This window comes from Tahibacter amnicola (assembly GCF_025398735.1).
Lineage (GTDB): Bacteria > Pseudomonadota > Gammaproteobacteria > Xanthomonadales > Rhodanobacteraceae > Tahibacter > Tahibacter amnicola.
On sequence record NZ_CP104694.1, the window covers coordinates 591,986 to 605,170 of the forward strand.

General features: G+C 64.1%; 6 protein-coding genes. 5 read left to right on the forward strand and 1 reads right to left on the reverse strand.

Features of this window, described 5'->3' with window-relative positions:
• The first annotated feature begins 87 nt into the window (after positions 1 to 87).
• A complete protein-coding gene (locus tag N4264_RS02445; RefSeq protein WP_261695493.1) occupies positions 88 to 1,266 on the forward strand; it encodes a sialidase family protein in 1,179 nt (392 codons plus the stop codon).
• Entirely contained in the window at positions 1,263 to 1,718 is a 456-nt protein-coding gene (locus N4264_RS02450) for a hypothetical protein (protein WP_261695494.1), read from the forward strand. Before N4264_RS02445 ends, N4264_RS02450 begins: the two co-directional genes overlap by 4 nt.
• Before the next feature lie 788 nt (positions 1,719 to 2,506).
• Here N4264_RS02450 and N4264_RS02455 read toward each other — a convergent pair.
• Positions 2,507 to 2,845, reverse strand: coding sequence for a hypothetical protein (locus N4264_RS02455; RefSeq protein WP_261695495.1), 339 nt, complete (start codon positions 2,843 to 2,845; stop codon positions 2,507 to 2,509).
• Between the two features lie 1,030 nt (positions 2,846 to 3,875).
• Here N4264_RS02455 and N4264_RS02460 point away from each other — a divergent pair.
• From N4264_RS02460 to N4264_RS02470, 3 genes are all read left to right on the forward strand, one after another.
• Entirely contained in the window at positions 3,876 to 8,684 is a 4,809-nt protein-coding gene (locus N4264_RS02460) for an FG-GAP-like repeat-containing protein (protein WP_261695496.1), read from the forward strand.
• The gene (locus tag N4264_RS02465) at positions 8,648 to 12,565 is read left to right on the forward strand and encodes an RHS repeat domain-containing protein (RefSeq protein ID WP_261695497.1); all 3,918 of its coding nucleotides are present in this window, start codon (positions 8,648 to 8,650) and stop codon (positions 12,563 to 12,565) included. The genes N4264_RS02460 and N4264_RS02465 overlap by 37 nt, the downstream gene beginning before the upstream one ends.
• 138 nt (positions 12,566 to 12,703) lie before the next feature.
• The gene (locus N4264_RS02470) at positions 12,704 to 13,168 is read left to right on the forward strand and encodes a HEAT repeat domain-containing protein (protein WP_261695498.1); all 465 of its coding nucleotides are present in this window, start codon (positions 12,704 to 12,706) and stop codon (positions 13,166 to 13,168) included.
• Positions 13,169 to 13,185 lie beyond the last annotated feature (17 nt).

The following is a 13,185-nucleotide window of genomic DNA, read 5'->3' on the forward strand; positions in this document are numbered from 1 at the left end:
CCGTTCCCGGTCCGGTGCAGTACCGTGCAGCCTGGCCGGCTGCAACCCGAGGCTTCGGGCGAGCCCTGGATCCCATCAAGGACGATCATGATTCCGCTATTCCGCCCGATCGGCGCGGCGCTGTGCGCGCTCGCCAGCCTGACTGCCGTGGCGCACGAACACGCCAAGCCCGCGGTCCGCCCGGCGCTGGGTGCCTCCGTCGCGATCGCCCCGGACGGCCGCGTGTGGTGGGTGGGGGCCTCGGGCGAGCATGTCGTCGTCCGTCGCGCCGCCGCGGTGGGTGCGCCGTTCGATGCGCCGCGTACCGTGAATGCGGAACCGGAAACCATTGCCGCCGACGGCGAAAACCGTCCCAAGATCGCCTTGGGCAAAGACGGCGCGATCTACCTGAGCTGGACGCACCCGCGCGGCCAGCCCTACAGCGGCGACATCCGCTTCAGCCGCTCGCTCGACCAGGGCGAGACCTTCTCCCCGCCCGCGACCGTGCACAGGGACCGCCAGGAAATCACGCACCGCTTTGACGCCCTGGCGGTCGACGGCCAGGGGCGCGTGGCCGTGGCCTGGATCGACAAGCGCGACCGCAGCGCCGCTGCCGGACGCGGCGAAACCTACGCCGGCGCGGCGATCTACGCTGCCTGGTCCCGCGATGGCGGCGAGCACTTTGAACCCGAAGTCCGCGTGGCGGACCACAGCTGCGAGTGCTGCCGCATCGCCGCGGCGACGGCACCGGATGGCACGGTATGGCTGCTCTGGCGCCAGCTCTTCGACGGCGGCGTGCGCGATCACGCATGGGCGCGACTGGATGCTGCATCGAAGACGCCCCCGGTCGTTCTTCGCGCCACCGCAGAGAACTGGCGCCTGGATGGCTGCCCGCACCACGGCCCGTCCCTGGCATTCGACGGCGAGGGTCGCGCCCACGCCGTGTGGTTCAGCGCGGCCAAGGGCAGTCGCGTCCACTACGGCTCGGCACCGGCGGGCGAAACATTCCCGTCGATCGAAATGGCGGCAGCCGGTGCATCGCACGCCGACCTCGCCGTCGACGGCGATCGCGTATGGATCATCTGGCAGCAGATCGTCGAGGATGCCGACACCCTGCAGGTTCGTACGTCGACCGACGGCGGTGCCACGTTCAGCCCGCCGCGTGAAATCGCGCGCACCACCGGGCCTCACTCGCAACCGCAGGTGCTGGTGTGGAAGCGCAAGGCCTACGCCGCATGGACCCTGCCCGAAGGGCCACAGATCGTCGCACTGGAGACGCGCCGATGATGCTGGCAACCGCGTTCGCCGCGCTGGCGCAGCTGGCCACGCCGACGCTGCAGGTACTGGACGAGGTGGCTGCGCGACACCTGGTGGCGCCGGGCGCGCGCACGAAAGTGATCGCACTATGGTCGCTCGACTGCGGCTACTGCGACGCCCACCTGCGGGCGCTCGACACCCTGGCACGCAACGGTGCGCCACTGGACGTGGCCATCGTCGCGACCGATGGCGCGGAGCGTAGCGAAGCCGCCGCCGCCCACCTGGCAGCGCTGCAATTGGGATCGTCGTCGACCTGGATCTACGCCGAAGCCGCTTCACCACGCATCGGCTATCGCCTCGACCCGGAATGGGGCGGTGAACTGCCACGCACCATCGTGATCGACCCAGACGCCCGCCGCAGCCGCAGCGGCGTGCTGTCGGAGGTGCAGTGGAAGCAGCTCCTCGGCGTTTCGCCGGAGTAGGCCAGCGCAGGGGGCGTCATACGCCGTGCTCTCCGCCCGGAGGCCGGTTCATCCGAATCGCCATGGGCGCACAGCAAAGCGTCGCGTGCGCGGCGCCGCGCACGCGAACGAAAACTGCGCAGATCGAAGTGGATGATCCGTCGACCGCGGCCGCAGCGACGGCGTGGAAGCGGTTGTGTGATACCACGCCGGCAAGGCGATGCTCGTCAGCACGCTTTGCCCGCCAGCCCGTCGCGAACAGGCTGTGGATATCGACCAACCCGTACAATGGCAAATGTCACCGGAAACACCGTCGACGCCCTTTGTGCGGCAATCCATCCTCCGGACAGATTGATCGTCGCCTTCCGGCACGATCGACGATACTTCCTGCGACATTCGCGCAAGGCTTCGGTAGGTTGGGGTGAGCGCCAGCGAACCCCGACACGTGCCTCTCGGCAAGTCGAGACGCCATCGGTGCCGCCTTGTCGGGCTTGGTTTTCGCCCACCCCAGCCTGCGTCACCACCCGGTGGCTACGGTTGACGTAGCGACGAACGAATGCGCCCTGTTGGAGTTCGCTGGCGCTCACCCCGACCTACGAAAGCAACGCTACGCTCCCGTAGCCCGCGACCGCATCAACAATTGCCCGCTGTTGTAGGTTGGGCTGAGCACAGCGATGCCCAACATCGCCGGGCGCGTAACGCAACGGCGACAGCTACGTACCGCGTAGCCGGGTTGAGCAGCAAGCTTAGCCGCGGGGAAACGCCGCGACTGCGATCACGGTGACGCGACACCCGACGCAGCGACCATCTCACGCCGCTACCTCCACCGCCCGCGCCTCCCGGTCAACCTCCTCCAACCGGTACCGCGCATGCGCTTCGAGCATGGTCAAGGCGTGCACCTCATCCGCCAGATGCGCCACCAGCGCGCCCACGCCGTGCACAAATGCATTCCCGGGCGCCGCTGCGCCGCTCTTCCCCCGGCGCAGCACCGCCGCCAACGTGCGCAGGCCCGCCAATGCCCGGTCACGCCGGCCCCGCGCGGCGTCGACAATCGTTTCCGCACTGTCGGCATCCGCATCAAACGCATTGACGAGCACATCCGCCAGACAGAACTCGTCGGCGGGCAAACCATGAGGGGACGAATTCACGCGCACCTCCGCGACGGGGAGGGAAGGCCACGCACCCGCCGGCCAGCGGCACGGCGGATGCGTCGGGTATCACTGCGCGTACAACGTTCGCGATGCGCGAACGGACTTTCCATGCAGATCGACATCGTTGAGTCCTGGACGAGTGGATAACCCGTCACCGGACCCGAAACGGTGACGGACGGCGCATGGTTGGCATACCGGACCTTGGGCCGGCCAGCCTCTCGGCTGCCGCGCGCCGCCCGCCATTGAAACCGGAATGGTATCAATAGGGCGCCCAGCCGACGATGGCGGACGCAAAAAAAGCGCCGACATCGACGGATGGGCGCTTGTGGCGCCAAGGTCACCAGGATGCCAATCCCGGGCTGCCGATTTGGCGGCAGCAAGGGGATTTTGCGAATGCGGTGGAGTGGCGTCAATCCGTACGGTGGAGAAATTTCCGGGTAGCGTGGTATGGACACCGGTGTGTGGATGCCCTGCAATTCCCGGTTGCAATGCTCGGCGATGGTTCTTGGTGGTGCACATCAATTTCGCGACACGACGCGCTTCGGGCGTCTCACGATCCGATACATCGGCTTGTCAGAATCGCATGACTGGTCCATGGAGCAGCCCATGACAAACCCATCCGTCCAACGTTGCGGCCATCGCGGATATAACCGTCTGCGTCTAGCAGTGCTATCGCAAATTCCGTAGACTCCGTCACGTTTCAATCGGCGCACGTTGCGCCGCATCCGGATCGGCAGCAGGCATTCCTGCGACTGGCTACGCCGGTCCGTGATCATCCCTTGCGCGCATCGTGATCAGGTGGCTCGACACCGTACTCCGATGCGCTGCGATGTAGCAGCCAGTAAACCAAACCCTTTGGCGGTCCCGTTGTGGGCCGCATGCCAGCCATACCAGGGGCTTTGCCTTGACCACCACCGAAGCGCCTTGCGGCGCGTCGCAATCCGTTGTCGCGCCTGATCGGCGTGACCTCGCCTCTGCGGCGCCTGTCGATTCCTCCCTCCCCATGTTCGCCATTCACCGATACCCGATGACAAGCTTCTTCCAAAAAACGCTACGTACTGCGACGACGCTGTTGCTGGGGCTGGGCGCCTGGAGCGCGGCTTCCGCGCAGGTCACGCCGCCTCCGGCGACGGTCTGCAATGCCGTGACGGTGCCCACCGTCCACGGCACCGTGCCCGGCTTTCCCGGCCGCTGGGTCAATCCGGATCGCCAGGGCCTGGGCTGGGACTTCTTCTACGGCGACGGCCAGCAGTCGATGTACCTGACCTGGTTCACCTACAACCGCGCCGGCCGTCCGGTGTGGTTGCACGGTGAAGCCAAGGATCTGCAGTTCAATGTCGTTTCCGGCGAGCGTACCTGGGCGTCGACGCTCAACTGGGTGGAGTTCAATCCGAACGGCCGCCGCACCGTCACCAAGGTCGGCGATATCGCTATCACCTTTCCGGCCAACACGACCACCCGCGCGGCGGTCCGCTGGCTCTGGAACCGCGGCGTCAACAAGGTCGACGACGTGGTCCACGACGAATGCCTCGTCGACATGTTCCGCGACATCGCCAGTCGCGGTACGCAGCCGAACCAGGCGTTCTCGTCGAACTGGTTCTTCCGCACCGACAACGACAACGACCCGCGCCTCGGCTGGGGCGTCGACTTCATCTTCCACAAGCTCGCGGACACGGCCAACTACGTCGAGATTGCCGCCGCGGCGATCTTCGACCAGGCCAACCAGCCGGTCTGGCTGCAGTCGATCGACCTTGCCGGAAACCTGCCGCCGGCCACCACGCTCAATCAGCTGCCGACATCCCAGTACGGCGTGCTGAAATACCTGCACTACACCTACACGGGCAACAACCAGGCCTCGGTCCATCCGATCCTGCGCACCTGCGTGGAAAACTGCACCACGCAGATCGACGACGGCCTGAGTCCCAACCCGGAGAACGCCGCGCAGCCATTGCGCCGCAACTTCGTGGAGCGCCAGATGGAAGCGGCGCGCGCCGGCCTGGCGCGGGTGATTGCCTCGGTGCCGGCCTCCAGGACGGGCACGGCCGCGATTGCGTGGCCGCCAGCCGTCCTCGGCTCAGAACCCGTGTCGGTCGTGCGCGTCGACGCCGACCACATCATCGTCGATCGCTCGGTCTGCAAGGTGCCCAAGGTGGGCGACACCTGTGAGTTCCGGGTCAGCTGGAGCAGCGAAGACGAGAACGCCGTGATCTCGCGCGTCGATCTGGTGCGCGGTGGCGTGACCCGCATTGCCACGGGCCACTGGGGCGAACGCACCGAAGTGCTCAAGGCCGGTGACCGCGTCCAGTACCGGATCAACTACAAGACGGCCGTGCTGACGGGCGAGCACTACACGCCGGAAGTGCGCGTCATCGTCGGCGGTGATTTCCCGGACGAAGCAGAGATCGTCCAGAACGCCTGCAGCGACAAACCCGAGTGCGACCTGGGTACCCACGACGCGTCAGTTGGCGCAACGGCCGGCGAAGCCGGTGTCGACGGCGGCGCGGCGACGTACACCATTCCGATCACGGTTCCGCCGGGCCGAAAGGGCATGCAGCCATCCGTCTCGCTCAGCTACAGCAGTCGCGCCGGCAATGGCATCGCGGGCATCGGCTGGAGCGTCTCCGGATCCAGCAGCATCCATCGCTGCCCGCGCACATTGGACCAGGACAACGACGTCGGTGGCGTCAAGCTCGATGCGTACGATGCCCTTTGCCTGGACGGACAGCGGCTGGTCAAGATCAACGGCACTTACGGCCAGCCCGGCACGACCTACCGCACCGAGATCGACAGCTTCGTCCGGGTGACGCAGACGGGCAACGCGCTGAACAGCGGCAATGTCTGCTTCAAGGTGGAACACAAGGACGGGCGCACGTCCTACTACGGCTGCAAGTTCGACAACACCGACGGCTGCAACCGGGGCGTCGCGCCGCGCGTGGTGCCGGTGGAAGTCACTCCGGGTGCCCCGCCGCAGACCAAGGAACTGTCGTGGCTGATCGCGCGTGTTGAAGATCGCACTGACAACCGGATGGACTATTGCTATACGGCCGGCGCCCGCGGAGAAACCCTGCTGGAGGCGGTGAAATACACCGGCTCTAACCACGACGGCCCCGGCGACCGCGTCGTGCGGTTCAGTTACGAACCGCGACCGATCGACAACGGCGCGAACGATCGCAGTTACTCCTATGTCGCTGGCTTCCTGACGCAACAGACGCAGCGCCTCACCCAGATCCAGACCGAAGCGCCGAATTTTGACGGCGTCGCCAAACCGGTCCGCACCTACACGCTGCGCTACGACAACGAACTGCAGTCCGACCGCAGCGCTTCCAGCGGACGCAGCCTGCTGCGCTCGGTGCAGGAATGCGCGTTCGGCTTCGACAATGTCGACAAGGATGGCAACGACGCCGAAACCATGGCCTGTCACGAGCCGACCGTCTTCGACTGGGCGGATAGCGGACTGAATTTCCGTTCGGGCCCCATGACGGAGTTGACGCTGCCCGATGCCGCACCGACGGGCGGCAGTGATGAGGGCCCGGCTCACGCCGTTCGCTCCGTCGCCATCAAGGCGGACTACAACGGCGACGGCGTGCGCGAAGTGATGTTCAGCCAGCGCCAGTCCGATGGCCAGCTGCACCACTACCTGGCGCAGTTCGATGCGGATCGCCGCACGCGCGATCTGGTCGAGCTGTCATCGTCGAGCTTCAAGAACCGCGCAGTGGACGCCCTGAGTGCCTCCCGCGCCGCCGACTTCGACGGTGACGGAAAGTCTGAGGAGCTGACCGACTACACCCTGCAGAAGTGGAAACTGGAACCGGGCGCGCCACTCACCGGCGATCCGTTTGCCACCGTCAGCACCAATCTGCCGGCCTACGACAACCCCTACATCGGCGACTTCAACGGAGACGGCGCGCCGGACATCCTGGCACTGGCCAACCGCACCTGCACACCCAGCGCGCCGGGCACGGTCTATACCGACGGCACGTTCTACACCGTGTGCCTGTTCCTCAATCCGCGTCCGGCCGACGTGTTTCCGCTCAGCAACGGCCGCATCGACTTCACGCCCCACCGCATCATCGAGCTGCCGCACGCCACCGGCAGTGCGCAACGCCTGGTGCACATCACCGATTTCGACGGGAACGGGCTGACCGACTTCTTCGTCGGGCCGAGCGGACCGGAAACCGTCTACCTCGCCAGCCGCAGCGGCAGCAGCGTGACGTTCACACCCAAGCGTGCGACTGACCTGAACTTCCAGCACCAGTCCAATGACATCGTTCACTGGATCGACATCAACGGCGATGGCCTCGACGACATGGTGCGTGCCCACCCGGAAACGTGTCCGACCAACCAGTCGTGCTATGGCAACTGGCATATCCAGCTCAATCGCGGTGGCTACTTCGCCAACACGGCCACGCCAAACTATCCGGGCCAGCCGGGTGCGCCGGGACTGATCCGCAGCGGCCGGACAATGCGCTACGCCAACGCGGTTCGGCCGGCGGATATCGACTCGGACGGTCGCGCCGATCTTCTCTACCCCGCGAAATTTGCCGCGCGTATGTGCGTGCACACGATGACGCAATGCCGGCAAGACGATTGTCCCGACACGCGGCGAGTCTGGGCATGCCCTGAGTACCCGCCGGAAGAGGGGGCGCACCCCAACGACCTTTCCAATCTGCAGCAGGCAGTGGCGGGCTTTTCCTACCACAATAGTTCTGGTGTTGAATATCTGTACGCAAAAGAGCACGAGGGATCGGATCACAGCATCTATCAGTTCAACGCCGTGAAGTTCGTCCAGACGGGCGAGAACAGCTTCGATGCCGTCGTCACGCAGACGCCGCTCCTGGGCAAGATCTTCTCGCTGGGACGCGACACGGATCGCGCTGTCGATGACCTTTTCGGCGACGGCATGACCGATCTGCTGAACAATGACTTCTACTGCCCGGTGCGACCGGCGCCGGGTACGCTCTACGACCGAGCCGCGTGCGCTGTCATCGGTGCGATCCAACCCTTCCCTAACGCCCCTACCTACCAGGTGGGCCCGACCGCGCCGCTGCCCGGCGGCGTGCCGCTGGCGTGCCTGGCCCAGTTTGCGTATGGCCTGCCGACGCCCGCCAAGAATGCCTGCGATGTGGCCCGTGCGACCTACCTGAACGAAAACCTGGGTGACCACGAGCGCAGCCGCGCGGATGGGCAGCGCCTGGCCCCGGCATTTCCGGAAGTGATCGACCGCGCCACCGATGCGCTGGGCAACCAGAGCGTCTGGGAATACTTCCCGCTCACCAGCCAGGCCGGTCGACTGTCGCAGGTGCCGCCGCTGTACACGCTGGGTACTGACGGTTATGTCGGCCGCGACCGCCGTCACTTCCAGTTCCGTTCCTCGATGCCGGTCGTTTCGCAGTTGTCGCAGAGCAACGGCCAGAAGACGGGCACATCAAACGACCTGCTGGGTTTCCGCTCACGCCTGTTCAGCTACCAGGACGCGCTGTACAACGCTTACGGACGTGGATTCCAGGGCTTCCGGCGCATCATCGAGCAACAGGCGACCGCGCTGGGTGACGCCAACCGGCGTCTGCGCACGGCAACGACCTACCATCAGAAATTCCCGCTTGCCGGCCGCGTCGAAAAGGTCGAGACAGGAATCCCCTTGTCGGCGACGGCAATGCAACCCGTGTCGGAAACCACCTACGACTGGCGCTGCAAGATCGCCGGTGCTGCGCGGTGCGCGACGGAAACGGGGGCGCACCGGAAAACTATCCCTTCCTGCTCTCGCAATCCACGACGACATACGCCAGTTCCGGCGAGCCGATGCGCAGGGTTCAGGAAGTTCATATCGACGGGCTGAAGGCCGGCTGGGATCAGTACGGCAACCCCACTGCGACGACGGTGACCGCCAGCGATGTCGGCACTGATCTGCAGAAGCTCGTCACGTCAAAAGTCACGCATACCAAGAACGTCTACACCTACGACGAAAACGCGTGGTGGTTGGACAGGCTGAGCAGCAGTACCGTCACCACGCGCGCCGTGCAGTACAGCGACACGCATCCGTTGCCCGCTGGCGTCACGGTACCCGAATACACCGTCATCTCCACGCCGGCCTTCGATTCCGTCAACCGCACGCTGCTGTCGATGACCGTCGACGGAAAGACGGGCGCCACGGCCGATGCCAACAGCCACCTCGTCACCCGCTACACCTACCCTGCCGTCAACCATGGCATGCCGGCCACCACCACGGTCGAAGTGCCGCCGCAGGACGGTGTCACCGGCGTGACGCAGGAACGCAACTCCACCATCACCTATTCCAGTGACGGCTATTTCCCGGAGACCACGACCAATGCGCTGAATCAGTCGTCGGAGGTCACTCTGTCCGCCCGCGACGGCCTGCCGCGTGAGCAGACGGATATCGCCGGCATCACGACGTCAACGCGTTACGACGCATTCGATCGCCCCATCGAGGTGCGCCAGGCGCGCATCGGCGTGGGCAACCTGTCGCCGCCCATCCGTACGGCGGTTCGCCGGTGTAGCAACGGCAGTTGTCCGGGCGTGGGTGCCGGCAATACGACGAATGAGCGACAGGCCGCATTCCGGGTCACCGTGGCGCAGGACGGCCAACCCACGCGCGTGGAATGGCACGACGCGCTCGGTCGCACGGTCAAGTCCGCGCAGGCGACGCTCGTCAAGAACGGGCTCCCGGCGACGTACAAGTACCGCGCCACGCTGACTGACTACAACCGCATGGGGCAGGTGGAGCGGACATCACCGCCGTATCTGGAAGGCGTGGATCCGCTGCCACCCGCGGAAGCCTGGACGAACTTCCAGTACGACGCATTGGGTCGCGTCACGCAGAAGCTGTCGCCCACCGCCGAGGCGGACAAGACCCGTCGCATGGCAACGACCTATGCCTACGATGCCAACCTCACCAGCGTTTCGCTGAAGCCGACGGACAACGCCTGCGGCACCAACCTGTGCTTTACCGTCAAGCGCTATGACAGCGTGCTGGGCATGCTGCGCACGGAAGACGCCGACGGCGGCGTGACGCGCTACTGGTATGACGGCGCCGGACGCCCCCTGGCCATCGCCGATGCGCGCGCGAACAGCCTGGTGGCCAATGGCGTGGTCGCCTATGCGAATGCGACCACGGGCAGCTATAACGCCTTCGGTCATCGCCTGAAGCTGAATGATCCCAACCAGGGTCTGTGGCAGTTCAGCTACAACGTCCTGGGCGAGCTCGTCAGCCAGAAGGACGCGCGCAGTTTCGTCACCACGATTGAACAGCGCGACGCGCTCGGCCGCGTGCTGAAACAGCGCAGTGAAGACACCTACCGGGTCGGCACAGGTACCCGCAAGGAGTACTACCTGGACCAGTGGACCTACGACCAGGGCGTACCCGGCCAGCTCGATGAGGTCGTCCGTTGCGCCAAGGATTCGGCACCGCCCGATACCTGCACCAACGGTCTGCGCCAGTACTCGAAGGAAAGCACCACCTACGACGAGCTGCGCCGCCCGTACACGCAGACCACGCAGCAGTGGTCGCGCCCGGATATCAATATCCAGGGCGCCGAAACGGCCATGTCGGTCACGACCCACTACGACCGCTACTTCGGCCGCGTAAAAGGCGTGACCTACAACGACAGCCGCCTGCGCATCCGCACCAAGTACGACCGCTACGGCGAAGTGATCGATCTGCAGGACAACGACAACGGCGCCTGGCTGTGGTCCATCGACGGCTACGATGCCTGGGGCCAGCCGACCCGCCAGCAGTACGGCAACGGCGTCTGCGGCTTCTATAGCAGCAACCCCAAGACGGGCCAGTCTGCCAAGCGGGCCTGGCACCGCCATTGCGATACGGCGTCGGCCAAGCTGGACGAGGTGAACTACACCTACGACGCCCTCGGCAACCTTGCAACGCAGCAACGCGGCCGTCCCACCGTCGCGCCGTTCACCGCCACCGAGTCTTACGGCTACGACCGCCTGCAGCGCCTGCTGTCCGCCAGCCCCACCACGGCGGCACCGGTCAACTACAGCTACGACCTGATCGGAAACCTGACCCAGAAGACCGACTACGCGCAGTCATACACCTACACGCTGCCCCCCGCACCGAACGTTCCTGGAGCGACCAGCTGCGGACCGAACGTCGCCAAGCGCATCACCCGCATGGGCGGCGCCGGCACCGTCGACGCCGGCTGCGACGCAAACGGCAACCTCACGCTGACCCGCAGCAGCAACAGCGCCGACGAGCCTGACCGTCTGATCGACTACGACCACACCAACCGCCCGCGCCTGATCAGTCGCAACGGCCAGAACACCGCCTTCGACTATTCCCCGACCGGAACGCGTCTGCGCGAAACCGTCCACGCCGGCGGTGTGCTCAAGATGATGCTCGATCGCGGCCCCGGCGGCGTCGAACGCGAATACAGCGCGTCCAACATCAACGAGAAGACCCTGCGCCACGAGCTGGGCAGCGTAGTCATCATCAAGAGGAAGCGCGAAAGCGATGGCACGCTTACGGATCTGGGAACCTACTACCGCCCACTCGACCGCCTTGGTTCGCCATTGGGCATGCTCGACAAGAATGGCGATTACCGCCAGCCCGTCACCGACGCCAGCCAGTCCACCGCATCAGCACTCGCCTTCGATGCCTTCGGTCAGGCGCGTGATTGGACTTTCGCTACCCGTCCGGCCAGTGGGACAAAACCCAGCGGCCAGACCAATCTGACGACAACGCATCTGGGCTTCACCGGGCACCAGCATCTGGGTGATGTGGGCCTGATACACATGAATGGTCGCGCCTACGACTATCGGTTTGGCAAGTTCATGTCGACAGATCCGTTTATCCAGTTTCCAGCGAACTCGCAAAGTCTGAATCCATACTCATACCTTTTGAACAACCCATTCGGTGGACATGACCCTACCGGGTATGCCTTTAGATGCGACAAGGATAGGTGTTCCTTCAACGGGGCGGATGTCAGCTACTTCGAGATTCTGACGATGGAAGACGGCGAGAAAATCGTCGTCGCGCAGGGGAAAGACGGAGGGTTCTATAGGGTTGAGTCGATCTCCATTTCAGAGAGCAATGGCATGGAGGCGCCGTCGAAACTGCTCTACAGCTCGAAGGGTAAGACTCACGACTCCATTAGGGCGCTCAATGAGCGACACAACCTATTTCGAGACGATGTCACGTACAAGGGCACAGACTTCATCAAGGAAGAAGTCAATCGGCACGGGCGAGAATATGTCGAGGCGGTGTTGGAGTTGGACAAGAAGGCAGCCGAATGTGCCGCGAGCGGCCTTCTTTCGTGTGCAGTTGACGCGGCCGCAGAGCTTGCAGGTGCTCCGGGGTTCGGAGAGAAAAAGGAGCGGCAACTCGCCAACGAAAATCCGGAACTGCTGGCGAAGGCGGAACAAGCCCGGGACTCTGTAATACTTGAGAAGAAGACGAAGCACGGGATGTACATTGGCGGGTACACGGACGACGGAATTATCGTCGTAGGGTGCTCAAAGAATCCGACTGGATGCGCAGAGGACGACGCAGCGCGTCAGGGTGCTACTCGCTTCACGTTGCCTGTTGGCCGTCGGTTCGACGAGACGGCCGGAAAGAGAACCTGGCACGACCGGCCAGTTTGCGTAAAATGTCAGGAAAAGTACTACCCCTGGCAGTTCCCGCCGGGAGTGAAGTGGGATTCTGGTGGGCGGTGGGACGAAATTATGGGGGCGTCGTCGAAGTAGATGCCTAGAATTTTCGCGGCGTTCGGCTGATGCCTTTCAGGTTATCAGTCGAGCTCGTACAGCGGGCTCTAAGCGTCACTACGATCCGCATTTGGCATAAGGTTTTTGACTTTTAGTCCTCCGAATGAGGGGTGTTCGATGGATCCGATTGAAGGCTCAGTGCTCCAAGGGTTTCCCCAGCCAGAATGGAATAGACAGGACAGCATATCTGCCGCGATTGTTGCGGCTCATAGCGTCAAAGATGGCGAGGAAATTCGAACTGCGGCTCGCAAATTGCTCGGTACGGTTGCCAACGATCATAGGGGAACCTACTACCCCGTAATCCTTCCCGTGTTGCCAATTTTTGAGAGAGTTCTTGAGTCAGATAACGGTATTGCGAAGCAAATTGTCTTAGGAACTCTTGGCAATATAGTTGATTGCTTTCAGCCAGAGGACGGCTACGAGGAGTTTCTCATGCCTGATGGGAAAACCATCCGATTGCACGACGAGTTTATGCGTGTAGTAAAAGGCATGATCCCTCTGATCAAGCGCATTTCCCATGAAAGCACTGTGGCTGGTGCTATGGCCCGCGAAATCCTAAGTGACTTTGCGGAGGGAAATTGACGGAGCGAGGATGGCTC

Excerpts from the sequence above, each read along its gene's own strand:
- N4264_RS02450 (WP_261695494.1), top strand. The coding sequence starts at position 1,263 with ATGATGCTGGCAACCGCGTTCGCCGCGCTGGCGCAGCTGGCCACGCCG.
- N4264_RS02460 (WP_261695496.1), top strand. The coding sequence starts at position 3,876 with ATGACAAGCTTCTTCCAAAAAACGCTACGTACTGCGACGACGCTGTTG.
- N4264_RS02465 (WP_261695497.1), top strand. The coding sequence starts at position 8,648 with ATGCGCAGGGTTCAGGAAGTTCATATCGACGGGCTGAAGGCCGGCTGG.
- N4264_RS02445 (WP_261695493.1), top strand. The coding sequence starts at position 88 with ATGATTCCGCTATTCCGCCCGATCGGCGCGGCGCTGTGCGCGCTCGCC.
- N4264_RS02470 (WP_261695498.1), top strand. The coding sequence starts at position 12,704 with ATGGATCCGATTGAAGGCTCAGTGCTCCAAGGGTTTCCCCAGCCAGAA.